Origin of the sequence: Chryseobacterium sp. FH1 (genome assembly GCF_000735135.1) — a bacterium.
Lineage (GTDB): Bacteria > Bacteroidota > Bacteroidia > Flavobacteriales > Weeksellaceae > Epilithonimonas.
The window spans coordinates 308,184-329,834 of the sequence record NZ_JPLZ01000006.1 but is presented as its reverse complement, the minus strand read 5'-3'; the positions used below and the strand labels follow the sequence as shown (position 1 = coordinate 329,834).

At 38.1% G+C, this 21,651-nt stretch carries 12 protein-coding genes; 3 read left to right on the top strand and 9 right to left on the bottom strand.

The window, feature by feature from the left end:
* Positions 1-54 precede the first annotated feature (54 nt).
* The 3 genes from IO90_RS08520 (at position 55) to IO90_RS08510 (ending at position 5,009) form a co-directional block, all read left to right on the top strand.
* Complete coding sequence (locus tag IO90_RS08520; protein WP_034965743.1) at positions 55-2,190, top strand: hypothetical protein; 2,136 nt, start codon at positions 55-57, stop codon at positions 2,188-2,190.
* 148 nt (positions 2,191-2,338) lie between these two features.
* Entirely contained in the window at positions 2,339-3,739 is a 1,401-nt protein-coding gene (locus IO90_RS08515; RefSeq protein WP_051878448.1) for a thrombospondin type 3 repeat-containing protein, read from the top strand.
* Positions 3,740-3,962: 223 nt separating this feature from the next.
* Positions 3,963-5,009, top strand: a complete 1,047-nt coding sequence (locus IO90_RS08510) for a GntR family transcriptional regulator (protein ID WP_034965742.1) — start codon at positions 3,963-3,965, stop codon at positions 5,007-5,009.
* Between the two features lie 107 nt (positions 5,010-5,116).
* Here IO90_RS08510 and IO90_RS08505 read toward each other — a convergent pair whose 3' ends face one another.
* The 9 genes from IO90_RS08505 to IO90_RS08465 form a co-directional block, all read right to left on the bottom strand.
* Positions 5,117-6,268 carry an alpha-hydroxy acid oxidase gene (locus IO90_RS08505; protein ID WP_034965741.1) on the bottom strand — a complete coding sequence of 384 codons (1,152 nt, stop codon included), beginning with the start codon at positions 6,266-6,268 and terminating at the stop codon, positions 5,117-5,119.
* A gap of 62 nt (positions 6,269-6,330) precedes the next feature.
* Positions 6,331-7,719 carry an FGGY-family carbohydrate kinase gene (locus tag IO90_RS08500; protein WP_034965740.1) on the bottom strand — a complete coding sequence of 463 codons (1,389 nt, stop codon included), beginning with the start codon at positions 7,717-7,719 and terminating at the stop codon, positions 6,331-6,333.
* Between the two features lie 246 nt (positions 7,720-7,965).
* Positions 7,966-9,243, bottom strand: a complete 1,278-nt coding sequence (locus tag IO90_RS08495; protein WP_034965739.1) for a TIM barrel protein — start codon at positions 9,241-9,243, stop codon at positions 7,966-7,968.
* A gap of 86 nt (positions 9,244-9,329) precedes the next feature.
* Positions 9,330-11,432 carry a bifunctional rhamnulose-1-phosphate aldolase/short-chain dehydrogenase gene (locus IO90_RS08490; RefSeq protein ID WP_034965738.1) on the bottom strand — a complete coding sequence of 701 codons (2,103 nt, stop codon included), beginning with the start codon at positions 11,430-11,432 and terminating at the stop codon, positions 9,330-9,332.
* A 179-nt stretch (positions 11,433-11,611) separates the two neighbouring features.
* Entirely contained in the window at positions 11,612-13,681 is a 2,070-nt protein-coding gene (locus tag IO90_RS08485; protein WP_034965737.1) for a RagB/SusD family nutrient uptake outer membrane protein, read from the bottom strand.
* Positions 13,682-13,699: 18 nt separating this feature from the next.
* Positions 13,700-16,741, bottom strand: a complete 3,042-nt coding sequence (locus IO90_RS08480; protein WP_034965736.1) for a SusC/RagA family TonB-linked outer membrane protein — start codon at positions 16,739-16,741, stop codon at positions 13,700-13,702.
* A gap of 319 nt (positions 16,742-17,060) precedes the next feature.
* On the bottom strand, positions 17,061-18,149 hold the full coding sequence (gene rhaT, locus IO90_RS08475; protein ID WP_034965735.1) for an L-rhamnose/proton symporter RhaT: 1,089 nt from the start codon (positions 18,147-18,149) through the stop codon (positions 17,061-17,063).
* A 289-nt stretch (positions 18,150-18,438) separates the two neighbouring features.
* Complete coding sequence (locus IO90_RS08470) at positions 18,439-19,602, bottom strand: glycoside hydrolase family 88 protein (protein WP_034965734.1); 1,164 nt, start codon at positions 19,600-19,602, stop codon at positions 18,439-18,441.
* Between the two features lie 32 nt (positions 19,603-19,634).
* Entirely contained in the window at positions 19,635-21,509 is a 1,875-nt protein-coding gene (locus tag IO90_RS08465) for a rhamnogalacturonan lyase (RefSeq protein ID WP_034965733.1), read from the bottom strand.
* Between the last annotated feature and the right edge of the window lie 142 nt (positions 21,510-21,651).

Here is a 21,651-nt window from a genome sequence, read left to right as displayed (position 1 = left end):
GGCTGAGCCTGTCGAAGCCTAAGTTGCAAGTTTTAAAATATTAATTGAGATAAAATGAAAAAAATTACAATATATCTAGGGATTTTCCTGATGGGATTTTCTTCAGTGAATGCCCAGAAAATCGACCGGAAAAAGGTTGTTCAGCGACATAATATTGTCAACACAAAAGCCGATACGCTTTCCACTTTTACGGTTGGAAACGGAAAGTTTGCCTACACGGTTGACATTACCGGAATGCAGTCGTTCCCTGAATATTACAAAAATGGAGTTTCTCTCGGCACGCAGTCTGAGTGGGGCTGGAACAGCTTTCCGAACAAAGAGAATTATAAATTTGAGGAAACTCTAAAGTCTTACGATTTCAATAACGACGGGCGAAAAGCTTTATATTCTGTTCAAATCAAAGAACCGGAAAGAAATAAAGGTGCTGTTGAATATTTCCGTGTGAACCAACATCGTTTGCAGTTGGGAAATATCGGGATTGAACTGACGAAAAAAGACGGTCAGAAAGCGAAAATTTCAGATTTAACCAACGTCAATCAGAAAATTGATTTATGGACGGGAATTATCACCAGCGAATTTTCTCTGGAAGGAACTCCGGTAAAAGTCTGGACGGCTTCTTTCCAAAATTCAGATAAAATCGGGGTGAAAATTGAATCTGATTTGGTGGCTAAAGGAAAGCTTAAAGTTTTTGCTAAATATCCACATCCGTCAGGACAGTTTTTGGATGACGCTGCATTTTACGGAAGAGAAAACGAACATACCACGAAAATTGTTTCTTCACAGTCGACGCAGGGTTTGATTCAGCATAAATTGCAAAGCACGGATTATTATACTCAATTAAATTTTACGGAAGGAAAACTTCGTGAGGCTGGAAAACACTACTTCGTTTACGAACCTTCTTCGAAAAACAAAACCGTTGAGTTAAGTGTAGAATTTTCGGCTAAAAGTCCGAAATCAAACAGAACTTTATTCGCTGATGCTGAAAAAGAAAGTATTTCGGGCTGGAAAAACTTCTGGGAAAGCGGTGCTGCCGTTGATTTTGAAGGAAGTACAGACCCAAGAGCCAATGAATTGGAGAGAAGAGTTGTCCTTTCAGAATATTTAACAAAAGTTCAGTGTGGTGGGAACAATCCGCCTCAGGAAACTGGTTTGACCTTCAATAGTTGGTACGGAAAACCGCACACGGAAATGCATTGGTGGCACGGCGTTCACTTTGCTTTGTGGGGAAGACCGGAAATTTTGGAAAAGCAACTCGATTATTATTTCAGGTCATTTGATAAGGCTAAAAAATTAGCAGAAAGACAAGGTTATAAAGGGGTAAGATGGATTAAAATGTCTGATAATGAAGGAAACGAAAGTCCGTCTTCAGTTGCTGCATTTTTGATTTGGGAACAGCCGCACATTATTTATATGACCGAACTTTTATACCGCAACAGCAAAGACAAAAAGGTTTTAGAAAAATATAAAGATTTGATTTTTGCGACGGCTGATTTTATGGCTGATTTTGCAACTTACGATAAAGAAAAAAATCGCTACAATTTGGGGAAAGGCGTGATTCCGGCTCAGGAAGTTTTCCCAGCGAAATATACTTATAACCCGACTTACGAAGTGGCGTATTGGGATTGGTCACTGAGAATCGCTCAAGAATGGAAAGAAAGATTGGGACAGCCGAGAGATCAAAAATGGGATGATGTTATCAATAAACTGGCTCCGCTTCCGGTTCAGGATGGGGTTTATTTGTCGACAGAATCAGCGAAAGATTCTTTCACTTTCCCAAAATGGATGAATGACCACCCTGCTGTTTTGGGCGCATTAGGAATGGTTCCCGAATCTCCAAAACTGGATAAGAAAATTATGAAAAACACGCTGGATATCGTTTGGGAAAGATGGAACTGGGAGCATACGTGGGGTTGGGATTTCCCGATGACCGCAATGAACGCGGCAAGACTTGGACTTCCAAATAAAGCTTTGGATGCTTTGTTTATGAACATTCAAACCAATACCTATCTGAAAAACGGACATAATTTCCAGGACAAGCGTCTTAGAATTTATCTTCCCGGAAACGGTGGTGTTTTGACGACTGTTGCGATGATGCTCGAAGGTTGGGATGCTTCGACAGGAGAATTTCCGGGTTTCCCGAAAGACGGAAGTTGGAAAATAAAAGCAGAAGGTTTTAAAAAGATGCCTTAAAAAATTTCACATTCATATTTTAAGTTAGGAGGTCTGTCAGAAATGGCAGGCTTTTTTGTTTTTAAATTTTAAAAACTAACTGATAAACAGCATAGTGCAGGATAATTTTTAATTGATATGACTTTAAATTGATTGGATATAATTAGGTATGAAAAAAATTATCAGAACGTCTTTCGCTTCACTATTTTTATTCTCCTGTCATTCTCAAAATCAAATAAATCAATTATCTGAAAGTTGCAATTCAGAGAAGGTTTTGGCTTTTCCAGAGGCTGAGGGTTTTGGAAAATTTGCAAAAGGTGCACGAGGTGTTTCGAATCCAGAAGTTTACACCATAAGCAATCTGAATGACAGTGGCGAAGGCTCTTTCCGCGAGGCAGTGAGCAAATCAGGAAGATTTATCGTATTTTCGGTGAGCGGAATTATTAATTTAAAATCACCAGTTAATGTGTCTGAAAATTTGACGATTGCCGGACAAACTTCACCTGGAAAAGGAATCGTTCTATCTGGTCAAAAGGTTTCTTTTTCGGGCGCAAATCATACAATCGCGAGATATTTGAAAATCAGGTTGGGAAATAAAAACAAGGTTTCGAAGAATACTGATGCTTCTGGAATTTCAAATGGTAAAAATATTATTCTCGATCATCTCTCGATTTCTTGGGGAATGGACGAAGTTTTTTCCATCAACTGGGACAGAAGAGGAATCGAGCCCGACAGCATCACGCTTCAGAACTCGATTATTGCGCAAGGTTTGCATCTTTACAATCATTCTGCGGGCGGATTGATTCAAACGAATGGTAGCATTAGCATCATCAAATCGCTGTATGCAAGCAACAAAACGAGGAATCCAAAAGTAAAGGGGAAGAACGAATTTGTCAATAATGTGATTTATAATTTCGGGAACTTAGGAAATGAAAACGGGCATTTTGTTTCCGGCGATGGCTATATTATGGGTGGTTCGACACAAATTTCGGAAGTGAATATCATTAATAATTATTTTGTGGCCGGACCATTGAATGTCGAAAGACAAACAACACCCTTCAGCAGAGGAACCAACACTTTTAATCTCTATGAATCCGGAAATTATTTTGATGACAATAAGAACGGTAAATTGGATGGAACATTGATTCCTCACAACGAAATTGGATATCCTGGAGAAACACCTCTGAAGTTTAAAAGTGTACCATTCTCCTACCCTTTTTCCAATCCTAAAATGTCCGCAGAGGAAGCTTTTAAATATGTTTTGAAAAACGCGGGAGCCAACTTCCCAATGCGTGATGACGTGGATGATCTGATTATTTCTGAAGTTGATTCTAAAGGAAAAAAAGGTTTGTATGTTTTCACGGAAGATGACCTTCCACTTTCCAATAATGGATTAGGCGATTTCCCATTTTATCAAGTTGAAAAAGACAGTGACAAAGATGGAATTCCGGATTCCGTAGAAGTGAAAATAGGTCTTGATCCCAATGATCCTTCAGACGCTTTGAAGCCTAGTAAAGTTTGCAAAAATTATTTGAACATCGAAATCTATATTAACAACATAATGAACTAACAATCTTTATTAATGTCTCCTAGAATGCAAAAAATGGTATTTGGAATGTTAAATTTGAGAGAAGTTTTCGACTTTAAATAATGCAAACACGCTGATTTTGAACAATAATAAATAATAAAATCTTATTGATAGAAATTTAGTATCTTGTCTTTACTTATTAAATCAATTTTCTAAGGTCAGATTATTCTTAGAACTGAAAGTAATATTCCTATTTAAAAGCGTTATGTCAGAAATATTCGAAGTCAATATTAACGAAAACTCTCGAGTTCCAAAATACAAACAAATTGTAGATTCTATACTAAATGGAATTGACGCCGGAGAAATTAAAATTGGAGAAAAAATACCTTCTATTAATGAATTGAGTGAAGCTTGTTTTCTTTCCAGAGACACCGTTGAAAAAGCTTACAAAGAGCTTAGAAAAAGGCAAATCATAGAATCCGTAAAAGGTAAAGGTTATTATATTTCGAGGATTAATAAAAGTGATGTCATCAATATTTTCTTTTTAATCAATAAACCAAGCACTTACAAAATGATGATTTATGATTATTTTGTAAATGCCATCGGAACCAAGGGAAATGTTGAAATGTATATCTACCATTGCGACGAGACGCTTTTCATCAATGCTTTGAAGCGAAATTTGGGAGGATTTGACTACTACGTTGTGATGCCCCATTTCCGTGATGACCAGTCCAAACACACCAGCTCTACGCAGGAAGTGATTGATATGATCGAGAAAATACCTAAGAATAAATTGGTGATGCTAGACAACACAAAACCAAATATTTCAGGCGAATACGGTTCGGTTTTTCAGGATTTTGCACAAGATATTTACAATGCTTTGAAGGAAGGTTTGGAGAAGATCAAGAAGTATGACAAGATTATTTTGGTTTATCCCAACAAATCAGTCAATCCATATCCTTTCCGAATAGTACGTGGTTTCGAGAAGTTTTGTAATGAATTCAAATTTGATTATGAAATTCTGGACGCCATCTATCCTGATATGGAACTGCAGGACAAAGATATTTTTGTGACGATTCAGGAACGTGATCTGGTAAATTTGGTAAAACAAATAAGACAGAAAAATCTGAAATTAGGCGAAGATATCGGCATCATTTCCTACAACGAAACGCCTTTGAAAGAATTGCTGGGAATTACCGTGATTACTACAGATTTCAAAGCAATGGCAGAATCTGCGGCCTATATGGTTCTGAAAAATAAGAAGGAGCAGGTGAATAATGTTTTTAAATTTATCGAGAGGGAATCGTTGTAAGTAGCTCCTACGGAGCTTTTTGATATATGATAACAATGATTCTACAAACGTGGCGCTCCTACGGAGCTTCGCGCAAAATAAACATTAAATTTAAATTACCACAATGATTATTTTACCCTAAAATTTTGTAATTCAGTCGTTTCATTACAACAAAGTTGCTCCATCACTTGTCGGAATTGCATCTTCAGCATTTCAATAATATGATCGCCACCTTTATCGCCTAACGCGCCAACTGCGTACATAAAAGTTCGTCCCATAAAAGTAAATTCTGCGCCACAACTTAGTGCGCGGGCAACATCCGGACCAGTTCTTACGCCACTATCCATCATAATTTTGATCTGATCTTTGTACTTTTCACTGATGTCTTTGACAACTGAAATCGTGGATTCTCCAGCATCCAACTGTCTTCCGCCGTGGTTGGAGATGATCATTCCATCAAATCCTAATCTTACGGATTCTGCAGCATCTTCGTCAGAAGCAACACCTTTGATGACCAATTTCCCTTTCCATTTATCACGGATCGCTTTAATTCTGTCTGAGTTTAATCTTCCAGAAAAAGTAGAATTCATAAACTGTCCGAGCTGTTTCACGCCCATATTTTTGTCCATATACTTATCCATTGTGGCAAAGCTAGGAACGCCGTGTTTCAGCATTTCCAGACACCATTGTGGTTTTACCATCGCTTGAGAAACGGTTCTTAAATTCAATTGAGGTGGCATTGCCAGACCATTTCTGATTTCTTTGGCTCTGTAGCCGAAAGTCGGAACGTCGGCCAAAACTACCAAAACGTTGTAGCCAGAAGCTTCACAACGTTCGAGAATATCATCGCGCAACCATTCTTCTCTTGGATGATAAAGTTGATACCAAGCTTTTCCTTCCGTTAATTCAGCGATTCTTTCGATGCTGCTGGTTGTAACGGTACTTAAAATGAAAGGAATATTATGTTTAAAAGCTGCTTTCGCTAAAATTTCCGGAGCATTCGGCCACATCAAACCTTGCAGACCAACTGGTGAAATCCCGAATGGTGCAGCGTATTTGACGCCGAACAATTCCGTTTCCATATTGGCTTCACGATAATGATCCTGAAGGTACTGCGGACGAAGCAATACATCTCTCAGTTCGCTTGTGTTTCTGTCTCTGTTGATATTTTCATTACAGCCACCATCCAGATAATCAAAAGCGAATTGAGGCATTCTCTTTTTAGCTTTTTCGATCAGAAGTTCTAGCGAAGCATAATTGGTATCAAATGGAAATGACATAATTGGTTGATGGTTTTTGGTTGATAGTTGATGGTTTTTTAACTAAAACTTCAAAGAATGAATTAATGATAATTAAGAATCAAAGGTTGAAGCACTTTCATCTGATAGTATTGTTGCAAGAACGTTTCGTCTATTTTTTTGTTAGAAATCACCATAGAAGCTCCTAAAGCCGAACCCAGGGGAGAATGCGTTGACATCACATTGTAATGCTGGAAATGATGCGACATTAATTTCATAAAAACGTCGTTGTCTGTAAATCCGCCGTCGATGTAAATCGTGTCAATCTGAGAATTTCCAATGGCATTTTTGATCGTGTGAATCTGAAGATCCATTAATTCTATCATTAATTGATGATAAGCTTCTTCGAAAGTTGCGAATGATTTGAGATCAGTTTCGGTAATCAATTTTCTTTTCAAAATAATGCCTTCAAAACGGAAATAGACCGCTTTGTTTTTCATTAAATTTAAATATAATTCCTGATCAAACTCCACTTCTCTGTGTGCGCCGTATTCTTTTCCGTAGTAAGCACAAAGTTTTTCGACTTGAATTCGGTATTCATTTCCCATAAAAAATCGGGAAGCTTTTACGCGTTTTCCATCGATCCGCATGTAATTCAGGCAGTTGTTTTCGATGTCTTCATCAGTCAAACTTTCATCATTAAAAGGATTTAGAGAAATACTCCACGTTCCTGTTGATAATAATAAAAACGGATTTTTTTTGCTTAAAATATAAGGCAACAATGCCGAAGAACTATCGTGAATTCCGACACCGATCTTGATTTTTTGATTTCTGTAAGATGTATTGATACTTGCAGAAGTTGGTACGATTGGTGGCATCAAAACATCGATTTCCTCTTCATAAACCCAATCGTGATAATCGCCTTTGTCATAATCCCATAAGTTGGTGTGACAGCCAATGGACGTAAATTCCGAAACACAAATTCCGGTAAATAAATACGATAAATATTGAGGTAAATGAAGACTGTAACGGATCTTGCTGAAAACTTCCGGATGTTTGTACTTCAACCAAAACAATTGCAATCCTGAATTCAACATTCCAGCTTGTGGTGATGCTGTTTCGCGGGCAATTTTTAGTTTGCTTCCGTGTTTTTCATAAAACAAATCGAGAATATCTTCATCGATTGGTTTGGTGTAATTGTATAAAGGTGTCAGGACATTTCCCTTGTGATCCAAGTGTACAAAACTGGCACCGTAAGTGGAAAAATTGATGGCTTTGACATCGAAATTTTCATCGTCAAGGATTGCATTGAAATTATCTTTGATCCAGTTCTGAAGCGCGACAAGATCTTCTGTTGGATAACCATCTTCATCTGTTGTGAGCGGTAACTCTGTATATTCGCGAACAACTTCTTTGTAATTTTTATCAAATAAAAAGAACTTCTTGTTGGTTTTTCCAATATCAAAAACTATCGTTACTTTTTTCTTGGACATTCTCTTGATGAATTAAAGTGTATATAATTAAGCAAATACAAATATGCTGTAAAGTAATATTGAAATGCTAAAATTTTCTTTGCTTGTTTTTTAATCATTAAGGAATGTTTAGGTATCAAGAAAATCATTACTAGTGGAAACTTGACACACTAAACATTTTTTCCTTAATGATAAAAAAGAGTGGTTGCTATAATAAAACTTTCAGATCGCGTGAAAGTTAGAATTATCAAATTTAAAATTTGGATCTTACAATCCAGTTGCCTTTGCCCAGCCTCTTTCGGAGATCAAAGTTTCTCTTACCTTCAGATTTCTGTAAGCTGCGATTGGATCCAATGCTGCTCCGGTCTGCAATCTTGCAGCCTGCAACAACGGCCGAACATCTGTTCTGTAAGCATTTTGTAAAATATCCTGAGCTGCTACAACATCATTGTTTAATTGGGCAGTTTTTAATGCTTTCTGATCAACCAAAAGTGCTTGAGCATAAGCAATTAAAATAGCTTCTAATGATTGTAGTAAATCTTCCAACGGATCTTTGATGTTATGACTTGCATCGATCATCCAAGCTGGATAAGGATTGTTTTTGTTAGTTTCAATTCCATAAACCAGTTCGTTGAAAATCAAGAATAAAGCGTAAGGTTTGATGGAACCAACGGTCAAATCATCATCACCATATTTGCTGTCGTTGAAATGGAAACCACCTAATTTACCTTTGTACATTAAGGTTGCAACGATTTGCTCGATGTTGGTGTTAGGTAAATGGTGACCAAGATCAACCAACGTGAAAGCTCTTTCCCCGCAAGCATTTGCGAGCATAAAAGAAGTTCCCCAATCCTGGATTGTTGTGGAATAGAAATTAGGTTCGTACGGTTTGTACTCGATGAACAATTTCCAGTCTTCCGGCATATCTGCGTAGATTTCTTTCAAACTTTTTTCAGTGTTTGATAAAGCGGTTTGGAAATTCAATTGGCCTGGAAAACTTGCGCCATCTGCCAACCAAACGGTCAAACTTTTGGAGTCTAATTCTTTTCCGATTCTGATGACTTCTTTGTTATGTTCAACAGCATAAGCTCTTGAATCTTCATTAACAGAATTCAGAGAACCGAATTTATAAGATTTTTTTGCATCTGACTGATCTTGAAATGTGTTTGAATTCATTGCATCGAAAACAAGTCCGTGAGATTTTGCACTTTCTTTCAAAGCACTTACATCGCTTGGAATATCCCAGGGAATGTGAAGTGAAACAGCTCCCGCAGAATGCGTCAAAGCGTGAAGCAATCCAACGTCATCTAATTTTTGCTCCAAAACAGCAGGTTCGCCGCCGTAAGAAAACCTCCCGAAACGAGTTCCGCCCGCGCCTAAAGCCCAACTTGGAATGGCTACCTGGAAATCGGCGATTTTATTAACGATCTCAGAAACGTTTGCTCCCGATCTCGTCAGTTTGTTTTGCAGAAAATCGAAATCTGAATTAAAGTTTTCAACGCCTGCTTTGTTGTATTGATCAATAATATCTTTGTTTATTATCATAATCTATTTTTAAAATTTTAAAATTGAAAGCTTACCCGAAGCAAGCCTTCAATTTATTAAAATAAAAACCTTTTGAAAAATTAAATTTATCTTGGGAACGCATTCGCCATTCCGCCATCTACATTGATGATATTACCTGTCGTCTTGTCCAAGATTGCAACACAAGCGAAAACGCCGTTTGCAATGTCTTCAGGAAGAATAATTTCATTTAATAAATTTCTTTTTGCGTAAAAAGCTGGTAATTCTTCGACAGAAATTCCGTTTGCTTTTGCGCGGCCTTCTGCCCAAGAACCTTCCCATATTTTGCTTCCAACGATGACACCGTCTGGATTCACAACATTCACACGGATTTTATCAGCGGCCAATTCTGCGGCCAATAATCTTGTCATATGCTGTTGAGCCGCTTTTGCAGTTCCGTACGCTACGTTGTTTGGACCGGCAACTAAACCGTTTTTGCTTGCAATATTCACGATGTCTCCACCAAGATTTTGCTTTTTCATAATTTCAGTTCCAGATTTAGCCATCATAAACTGACCTTTGACTAAAACATTTTCAAGCAACTCCCAGTCTTTCACGGTCGTATCTTCCAAAGATTTTGAAATCGCCAAACCTGCAGAGTGAACGATTATATCTACTCCACCGAAAGCTAAAACCGCTTCTTTGAAAGCATTTGAAATTCCTTCTTCGCTTGTCACGTCGCATTGAACGGCAACAGCCTGGTCTTTGCTGTATTTTTCAGTTACTGTTTCTACAGCTTCATGATTTAAGTCTGTGAAAACGACAACAGCACCTTCAGCAACCATTTTATCGGCAATTGCCTGTCCGATTCCGCCACCTGCTCCGGTTACGATAGCAACCTTTCTAGACAATGGTTTTTCTTTCGGCATTCTTTGCAATTTTGCTTCTTCCAACAACCAATATTCGATGTCGAAAGCTTCCTGTCTTGGAAGTGAAGTGTAGGATGTAATCGCTTCTGCACCACGCATTACATTGATTGCATTCACATAAAACTCATTCGCAACACGCGTTGTCTGCTTATCTTTTGAGAAACTGAACATTCCCACGCCTGGATAAATGATAATCACCGGATTCGGGTCACGCATTGCCGGGCTGTTTGGATGCTTGCAAGTTTCGTAATATTCTTTGTACTCTTGTCTGTATTGTTCGAAAAGTGGATTTAGTTTTTCCAGAACAGCTTTAGAATCGCTTAAATCTTCGTTTTTATCTAAAGTAAGAACCAATGGCTGAATTTTCGTTCTCAAGAAATGGTCTGGACAAGACGTTCCCATTGGAGCCAATCTTTCTAAATCGTTGCTGTTGATGAATTCCAACACAACATCGCTGTCTGTGAAGTGTCCCACCATTCTGTTTTCTGAAGACGCCAAACCTCTTAGCAAAGGCATGATCTGAGCGGCTTTTTCCTTACGCTCTTCAGCTGGCAGAGATTCTACTTTTTGTCCGCCAAAAACCTGTCCGTTTTCTTCTATTTTTTTAGCGATAAATTCCGAAGCCATTTCGATCACTTCCAAACTGTTGATGTAAGATTCGTAAGAAGTATCGCCCCAAGTAAATAAACCGTGGCTTCCCAAAACGATTCCTCTGATTCCTGGATTGTCTGCTAAACATTTTTCCAGCTGTAAACCTAAATCGAAACCAGGACGTTGCCAAGGCACCCAACCCATTGTGTCGCCCCAAATTTCTTTGGTAACTGCCTCGCTGTCTTTTGCCGCAGCAACTGCAATCAAAGCATCCGGGTGAAGGTGATCGATATGTTTAAATGGCAATAAACCGTGAAGTGGCGTATCGATTGAAGGTGCTTTGCTTTCCAGATCGAAAATACAGTGGTCGAATAAACCAACCATTCTGTCTTCGTCTGCCAAACCACCGTAAACGTTTTTCAGATTTCTTAATCTTTCAGTGTAAAGACCTGCGATTCCTTTTCTTGTTAAAGTTCCGATGTCTCCACCTGAACCTTTTACCCACATTACTTCTACATCTTCATTTGTCAATGGATCTTTCTCAATCGTTTTACAACTGGTATTACCGCCACCATAATTTGTAATTCTGAGATCAGCTCCTAATATGTTTGAACGGTACAAAAACAAAGCAACCTGATCATCTCCAAAAGATGCAGCTTTCTCATCGTCCCATAAATAATCTACGTATTTAAATGTTTTTACGTTTTCCATTTTTATAAATTCTTAATTTTAAACCAAAATTAGACTGTTCAATTTTCGATTGCATCCCGTACTATACTGATGAATCCTTTATTTAAAGTTAAATTAACATTGAGATAAATTAATCTTTTAAATCAATCTAATTTTGGTTTATTATTGGTATTAATTTTTTTGATAATTAAACTTACTGATTAATAACCAGGAAGTTGAGTTAGGTTTGGATTGTCTATCATAGGATGACCTGCTGATTGTGCTGCGAAAGGCAACAGTTCTGTTTTATTGGTTTGGAAACCGAAGAATAAGCCATCATTTGCAGACTCTACCCAACCAGGATATGCACCACCATTTTCGGCGTATCCAAAAGGTTTAGAATACATGTTATTTCCCATCCCTAATACGTTGAAGCCAGCTCCAAATCCTACTGCTTTTCTCGCATTGCCGTTAAAAGTACTTGTGTAGGCTTCAAACATTTGTGTCGGATACCATTTATCATCTGGCGATGTGGTTTGTCCGTGTGCCCCTACAATAGATCTCAATGCTGTTTGATAAGCTGCAAAATTGGCTGAGTTGGTAGGAACGTTTTTAATCGTCGCAATTTCCGTCGGGTCAGTAATATCTATGTAAGGCAAAGCTAAGAAGGGATCACCATAGACCTGTGTATTTCTATGAAATTTATAAAGCCTATAAGTCGCTACATTCGCATATTTACCTATTCTTCTTGTCAGATCTTTCATATCCTGTCTAGTAGCCTCGATCTCAGTTGTCATGCTGTTGGTTCTGATTAGATCTGTGCGAAGCGTGAACTCACCAGCAAATTCCCATTTTCTTTCTTGAATAATAGCTTTCAAAAAGTCGGCTTGTCCTGATGGCATCGGTAATGTACCAATTCCAGCTCTGGTACGCACCGTCATCAAAGCGGCATTGGCAGCAGCTGTTGGACCGCTATTCAGATAATTTTGAGTTTCTGCATACATAAGAAGAACATCAGCATATCTAAGAATTGGAATATTAAGATTTCTATCTGCGGCAGCCTGTGGTTCTACACTCCAAGACAGTCTGAACTTGCCTGGCATAATTGCAGAATAAGTTGTACCCACATCCACAAAAGTGTCGTTAGCACCACCATCTGCCAAGAAGTAGACGCTGTAAGAGGTACAAGTCACATCTCTACGTGTATCATTTTGGTTAAACGAAAGATAGTATGATGGTAATATCATTTGTTGAGAAGAACGAGAGCCAAAAACACCCCCACGATAGCCTGGATGTGCATAAATCTGGAATGCTGAATTTGTATTCTGTCCCAAAGATGCAATATGCCAAAGCATTTCGGAATTGACTGCTCCAAAGTTTCTACGATCAAAATTGAACCATAAAGCTTCAAAACCGCTTTTACCACTTTGACTTTGAACAAGACTCTTTGTTCCACCATTTATTACTGCCGAACACGCATCATCTGCAATCTGATAAAGTTCTCGTACTCTTGCATTGTCCTGACGGCGTGAAACAACTCCCGGATTAGAAGTATTTAATTCCCAACGAAGTGAATATCCTGCAGCATAAAGAGCAACCTTTGCAAGTAGAGCATTGACACCTTCTTTTGATAATCTTTCCGTAGTTCCAAAACCACTTTGTGCCAAGGTTGGAATATCAGTCGCCGCTTCCTGCAGATCTCCAACAATTCTGTCATATATTTCATCTCGAGAAGCGCGTTTTGGATAGAAGGTATTTTCGTCATTAGGATCCATAGTTTCCAGTGGTTCCCAAACAGCCGGAACATCACCGTAGATTCTTATGAGATTATAATAACAAAAAGCACGGATAGATTTAGCTTCTCCTATCAGCGCATTTCGTTTTGCACTTTCCGGCATTTTTGCTAGTTGGTAAACTGCAATATTGGTACGCTCTATCACGGCGTACATAGCAGAATAAATACCAGTAACAGTAAAAGGTGTGTAGGCATCATAATTATAATTGCCAACATTGTATTTTGAATTATTAAGAGCCTCAACAGAATGATTCACAGTATCGCCGGCACCAAGCTGATAAAACATCTCTGTCGGTACCAAACCTCTGTAACAACCTAATACAAACATCTCCGCTGTCTGAAGATTTTCAAAAACTTTGTCTGAATCTGTATTGTTATAAGCAGGCTGATCCAGAAAATCATCGCTGCAGGAATTGGTCATTAGAACAGTTAAAAGAACTGAAGACATCACAACTGCCTTTTTTATAAATCTATGTTGAATAAATATATTTTTCATTTTAAATCAATTTATAAGTTAAAAAGTTAAATTAATACCAAGTACATAACTTCTTGACCTTGGAAATGCAGAGCTGTCATAACCAGGCGTTATAGCCACACCACTTGCAGCAGAAACCTCTGGATCGAAGCCTGAATAACCTGTAATGGTAGCAAGATTATTAACCGTTACATATATTCTGGCATTTGAAACCATAATTTCGCTGAGGAAATCTTTAGGTAGAGAATATCCTAATGTCAGCTGTGCAATTCTCAAATAAGAAGCATCTTCTACATAATATGATGAAGGATAAGTGATGGTTTGCGTATTGGTATTGCTAAGACTCCAAAGACGTGAATCTTCATTCGGATTTAGTTCTTTTAATCTTACCAAATTAGTAGTTTGCTGTCCTGTATTCGGATCAATCAAATGATAGAAATTATTTCCAAATTCAGATGGAACATTCTGGAACAAAGCATATGGGCTTAAACTGTGCTTTGTCGCATTGTACACATCACCACCAACGCTGAACTTCATAAATACTGCAATATCAAAACCTTTGTAAGAAAAATTATTACTGATACCTCCGATAAAATCAGGTGTTGCATCACCAATCTTAACCATCTTTCTCGTGAATTGGTCGCCTGCTTCGTTATCTGCCGCAAATTTGATATCTCCAGGTTTTGGTGTTCCTGTCGCAGGCTTTACCACACCGTCTTTAAGAGTCAAGGTTCCGTTTGCATTTTGGATAAAATCATTAGTGGTGTAAATCCCGTCATAAATATAACCATACATTTCACCTAACTGCTCACCAACTCTGGCATAATATGTTACAACTCCCGCTCTGTTGCTTCCTACACTGAAAGGTCTGAAATCTCTACCTTCCTCTAATGAAAGTACTTTTGATCTATTATGTCCAATGTTTAAATCTGTGCTCCATCTAAAGTTGTCTGATTTTAAGTTGATGGTATTCAAAGTAAATTCAATACCTCTGTTTCTCATATTTCCGATATTCTGATATTGTCTGGAATAACCGGTTGACGTTGGAAGAACAGCTTCCAGAAGCATATCGCTAACATTATTATTATACCATTCAGAAGTCAATTTTATACGATTATTGAACAAGGCCAAGTCTATTCCAACATTCGTTGATTTTAGCTCTTCCCATTTCAAGTTAGGATTTCCAAGATTAGAGCTTGTGACGTAAACTGGATTTCCTGGTGTATTGTTCATCGGATAATCTGTTAGAGAATACGTGGTAAGGAACAAATTGTTACCGATGTCATTATTCCCTGTCACACCATACTCAACTCTGAATTTAAGATCATTAACAACATTGTTGATTTTAGAATTCTGCCAGAAACTTTCCTGCGACAGTCTCCAAGCTCCTGCTACAGAGGGAAATGTACCCCATTTTCTATTCGGACCAAATTTAGATGATCCATCCTGTCTCACAGTTGCAGTCATTAGATATCTGTCATCGTAATTATAAGTTACTCTTCCAAAATAAGACATCAAAGATGTACTGCTTCTGTTCGTTGATTTTTCCGAGACAGTAGCAGTAGAAATATCATCCAATCCGAAGTTGGGAAAAGGGAATTTGATCAAAGTCATATTATTGCTTTCCGACTGCGAGTACACAACCTCTTGGCCAATCAAAGCATTCAATTTGTGCTTCTCTCCGAAAGTATTGTTATAGGTTACTGTATTTGTGATTTGATAGCCATAAGACTCGCTGTTTCCGATTTTTCCATTGATTCCTGTAGTCGTCGGATCTGTTAGATTAGCCCTTGAGTTGTGGTCTGAGAAAGAGGTTGATTTGGTATTTCTCCAGTTATATTGTCCAGCAGTTCTGAACGTAAATTTCTTTAAAAAGTCAATTTCCACACCTGCATTCGCTACAAAGGTTCTTGCTCTCGCGTTGGACGTGGAAGCCTGTAGCTCTATGAATGGATTTTCTGTATCAAAACTAGGTTCCAATGCAGAAAAATCAGCATAGTTCTGAGAATTGAATAGTTGATTTAAATTGAAACGCGTTCCTCCGGTTATAGGTTGAAGCAAAATCTTTTTCATTCCCGTATATGCGCCACCACCATTGAGTGAATTAGAATTGAATGTTGTGTTGAAATCTACTCGTACGCCTTTATACAATTCAGATTTAACATTGGCTCTCAAAGAGTTTCTGGTTTCGCTAAAATTGTCTAATAATCCATCCTGCTTGTTATAGTTATAGCTGACGAACGCCTGTGTTTTTTCAGTCCCAACAGAAAAATTAAAGTTGTGATTGGTAGTCACGCCAGAACCTCCCAACATTTTCTCCTGCCAATCCAATGTTGGCGCGTTAGCATATCTGTCGCTAATTCTATTATAAGCTCCTGTGTAAAATCCAGGGGATTCAGGTGCCAAGTTATTATCAAAAATATTGCTCCATTGTGCGGTTCTTCCAGCCAAACTAGCCATCTCATATTGATACTTTACATAGTCCTCTGCATTAGAAACCATATCCAATTTTTTGGAAAGCGTGTCAAACGATGTAAAGTTGTTATAATTGATAATTGTTCTTCCCTTTTTTCCGTTTTTTGTTTTGATTACAATAATACCATTAGAACCACGCGCACCATAGATTGCAATGGCGGAAGCACCTTTTAAAACATCGATACTTTCGATATCATTTGGATTGATGACATTCAGTGCGTTGTCCAGTTGGAAACCGTCTACAATGTATAGAGGCTCCGTCCCTTGTGTAATAGACGCTCCGCCACGGATTGTAACATTGGCGTTAGCTCCTGGCGCACCACTTGCTGTAACAATATTAAGACCAGCTGCCCTACCTTGCAAAGCCTGCAAAGCGTTCATAGCAGGAGTAGCTGCCAGATCTTTTGCAGAGACGGATGAGACCGAACCTGTAAGGTCGGATTTTTTAACAGTTCCGTATCCGATAACAACGACTTCGTCAATATCTTTTGTAGCAACCTTTGCAGTATCACTTACCGCCTGTTGTCCCAAGAGGAAACTGGATGTAAGCAAAAATGCGGGAAACACGATTCGCTTAATATCCTTGTGTTTAATTATTAGTGACATATATTAATTTTTTGTAATGTTAAATTTATTATCACAATGTTACACCCTTACAAAAAGTTTAGCATCCTGCAATATCCTGCATTATGAAATAAATATTTATTTTGATCTTTCTTTAAATATTCGTAGGAAATAATACCTTAATTATAAATTAATCTTTAAAAAACAATAGTGATTTTTACTTATGAAAATTTAACTACTTGTTAAAAACAAAGGAAAAGTATGTGATTAAAATTCAAAAAAAACAAACCATTTCACCCTCATAAAAAAGGGCAACTGATAAAAATCATTGCCCTAAATATTTAAGATTGAAAAAATTATATTATCGCAAAGAATTACCGTAACCAACTATTAAAATCGAAACGAACATAATAAGCATTCCTACAGAAATTGTCGTAATAGTTTTTTTGGAAACGCCCTTCCATTCTTTAATGATTACACCCCACAAATTGGCAATTAAAATGATAAATGCCATATGCAAAATCCACGAACTCGGTCCATTTCCCATTTTACTTTCTCCCATTCCGTAGAAGAAGAATTGTAGAAACCACATCGTTCCAGCCATCGCACAAAAGATGATATTTTTTACGACAGGAACATCTTTCTTCGTGTAATCGGTGTATGATTTATTTTTAAAAGCCAAATACAAACAACCAATCAGGTTGGAAGCCATACCACCCCAGAGAACCACAATGTAGGTCACATTATTCTGAAAAAGAAATTCTCCTTGATTTGGATTTGCAATTTTCCAAGCCTCATTCGCGACCATCGCCATCGGTTTTCCGGCTTCCAATCCAAAATTGAAACAAGCACTCAAAATCCCGGAAATGATTGCAACTGTTAATCCTAAACCAAATTTATATTCAGTTTTCACTTCCATTCCGTGAGGATCAACAGAATTGGTTTGAAGTTCCTTATCCTTCATCACGCCAGCTTTTCCGCTAATTGTAATTCCGATGACGCAAACAAAAAGTCCAAGCAAAACAAACTGCCCCCAACTGTTGCTCATTAATAAACCAATATTATCTTTACCTTCTTCTGGCGAAAATTCATAAAAGATGGAAGGAACAAGCGAACCGATAACCATGGTCAAACCCAGCATAATACTGCTTCCTAGAGCTACACCAAGATAACGAACGCCCAAACCATACATAAAACCACCAATTCCCCAAAGTGCACCAAAAAGAAAAGTCAATCCTAAAATAGATGAGCTTTCATTTTTGATGATATCCCAAAATCCTGGAATCGTAAGAAATGCGGCCAGTGGTGGGACGATGATCCAAGAAAAAGTTCCTCCGATCAACCAAAATGTTTCCCATTGCCAACCTTTCACTTTTTTATAAGGCAAATAAAAACTGCCAGATGAAAAACCGCCTAAGAAATGGAATAAAACTCCTAATAATGCATTCATAATTGTTGTATTGCTAGAAATTGAAAATTAACAACATGTAATCGATTGCGCATCTTGTAGTGTCATGCATAACGTTCTGAAAAATATGATTTTTTATAATTTATCAAACATTTTTTTCAACTTGCTATTCTGATGACTGTTATCTTTATTTTCAAACAATTTTAATTTTGTTAATTTCCCCGAAAGTAAGTCTGAGTAACTGTTATGTTGAATTATTAAGAATTTGAAACAACAAAAAAGACTTAACAATTTTCATAGTTAAGTCTTCTGTAATTTCAAAAAGCGTGTATTATTCCAATTTATAAACCTCACTGCCTGCAAGAAGGAAACAACCCAAACCGTAATCTTCAAAATCAGGGATTTTATCTACTGCTAACGGCTGTCCATCTTTCGGCTCTTTCCCTGTTCCCTGTACCCAGCCTAAAAATCCGTTCGGTTGGACAGAATCTTTCACCATAGCATTCCATGCTTTAACAAGAACCGGAAGATAAATATCTCTGTCAATTAGATTATTATTGACGCCATACGCCATTCCGTAAACGAAAAGTGCAGTTCCGGTAGTTTCTTTTCCGCCAAAATTCGTTGGATCATGCAAACTTACATTCCAGAAGCCATCCTCTCTTTGAATAGGAAGCAATGCTGCTAACAAATCTTTATAATCTTGCAAATATTCCTGATAATGAGCATCAGTTTTCGGAGTATCATGCAGGGTTTTTGCCAACGCGGCGACTACCCAACCGTTTCCTCGGCTCCAGTAGCAGTCTTCCCCATTGGGTTCTTTGTAAGGCGGTACGAAATCTTTATCTCTCCACCAGATTTTATCTTCTTGATTATAAAGACCATTTCCACCGTGCTTATACTTTGTATAGGCATACATTTCATAATTTTTATCAAAATATTTTTGCTCACCTGTGATTCTTCCCAACTTCGTAAAAATCGGCATCGACATTTGAAGCGCGTCAATCCACCACCAGTCATCAACTTTGGAGGTAGCAATCATACTGTCCATCGCTGCTTTTACATTTTTAATTCTCTCAGGATGTTTTCTTCCATCGATTTCGTAAAGGTCAAGATACGTTTGGCCGCAAGCTTGGTGATCGGCATTTCGGGTATAGGTTCCGCGCTGCAAATTCCAGTTGTGATTGTTTGCCCAAGACATCGCATAGTCGTAATATTCTTTTTGGGGATCTACAGAATGTAATGCCATCAAACCTTCATAATAAACCGCTCTAGTCCAAAGATTGCTCGGCCAAACCTTTTTGCCGACAATCTCTTTTTTAGTATCCGGCCACTTGTTCATAAAGTATTGATTTGCCCTTCTTGAAACTTCCAAAACTTCTTTTTTGTTGGGCAGCTCAACTGTGCTTGCAGAGCTTGATTTTTGAGTTGAACAAGAGGACAAAGCTCCGATGATCAAGGCGAAAAATCCATTTTTGATTAATGATCTCTTCATATATTTTAATTTATTGTTTTATTAATTTTATTCTAAGGTTTTACTGTTTCAACATTCGGTTTTGGCATTTCTTTAATTGATTCATCCAGATAATAATCGGTATGCGGAGGCTGATTGTACCCAACATTTTGCCACACTATACTCAATCTATATTGCGGATTATGCATCAAAGTGTACAATCTGTGTTTTGTTGGAATGGTCGTAGAAAAAATTCTCAGTTCTTGATTATCGGCCGTTCTGTATATCACCTCTTCACGCCAGTCTCCGAATAAATCAGCCACCAAGGCCGGATTTTTCTTCGTCCCGTTATTCGATTCACACTGGAAATTTTTGGCATCAAAAATCAGATTGGATTTTTCTTTTTTCCAGTCCCATTTTGATACGTTTGTTCCATCCAAAATTTCGCTTAAAAAATCCCCATCCCAATAGATTCCCATATTCGCTGGTGGATTTTTGTTGCTGATTTTTTTTCCTTTCGTGTTATAGACCCCTTTCAGTCCAGCTCCTGCAGCCCAGAATTCCGAACCTTCATAACGTGGGTCAATATTCAAAGACAAACCCCGTCCCGGGCCCTGAAATTTACTTGATTCACTGTAAACAGTTGATGGTAATTTCCATAAAACTTTTCCTGTTTTCCCATCTCTGAAATGTGCTCCGGCATCATCAAATCTCTCCTGAATATCAAAAATTTCCAGTCCGGGATTCGATGGGTCTAAATCTCCAACGTGCAAAGCATCGCCGTGTCCGAAACCTGTGCTGTTCAACACTTTTCCGTCGTCATCAACGGTCATTGCACCGAAAACAATTTCGTCTTTTCCGTCGTTATCGACATCTGCAATGCTGAGATTATGATTTCCCTGTCCGCGGTATTTTTTATTTTCTTCCGAACTTTCGGTATCAAAAAGCCAGCGTAACCTGAGTTTTTTATCTTTATAATCCCAGGCCGCAATCGCCGTTCTGGTGTAATAACCTCTCGACATAATGATGCTCGGTGTTTTGCCGTCCAGATAAGCAACTGCTCCTAAAAATCTGTCGATTCTATTTCCTTTCGCATCGCCCCAGGTTTCGGTCATTTCTTCGTCGGTTGGATTTAAACTGCCGGCAAATCTTGGAACTTCATAATTCACGGTGTGAATTTCTGCTCCGGTTTCTCCATCAAAAACAGTCATAAATTCTGGCCCTGAGAGAATCATTCCGTTTTCGTTGACGTAATTTTTTGTCGGGTCGCCAATGAATTTTCCTTTGCCATCTCTGCTTCCATCGGCTGTCTTCATCACGATTTCCGCTTTTCCGTCCTGGTCTAAATCGTAGACTAAAAATTGTGTATAATGCGCTCCCTCTCTGATGTTTTTGCCTAAATTGATTTCCCACAAAAGCTTTCCATCCATCTTGTAAGCCTGAATAATGGGCGGGTCGGTTTCTCCTTTCTGGCTGTTGTCTTTCGACCTTCCGGTTTGATGAAGGATGATTTCATATTCACCGTCTCCATCCAAATCGGCTACTGAAGCATCGTTTGGCGTATAACCTGCAGGCGTTTTTAGAGGAATTGAAAAATATGGTTTTTGATTCGCTACATAGTTTGCAGAATCAATATCAACCGATTTGTCCTGAGTATTTGATTTGACGAAATAGGTGTAGTTTTTTGCCTTGTCTGCGGTTTTATCTAAAAAATTGGTTTCGTTTGAAAGTGGTTTTTCGTTCAGCTTTCTGGTTGAATTATTTTCAGTTCGGTACAAATCAAAATGAGTATTCTGAGCTTCTGTGCCAAGCAAACGCCAACTTACAAAAATACCTGAATCTGAAGGTATGGCAACGATTCCCCGTTTCAGATATTCCATTTGTCTTTGTGCAGACAGGAGCTCTGAAAAAAGAATTGCACCTAAAATAAATTTGAATTTTACATTCATAATTCTGATTTTGTATGTTTTGGCTAAAGCCTGATTTGAAAACCCTTTCGTAAACAGACTAAAGCCCGCCCCTATTGATAATTCTTGATGTGATTTTATCCTTGTCAAGGTTTTGAACCTTGACAAAGATTTTTTTGCGCCG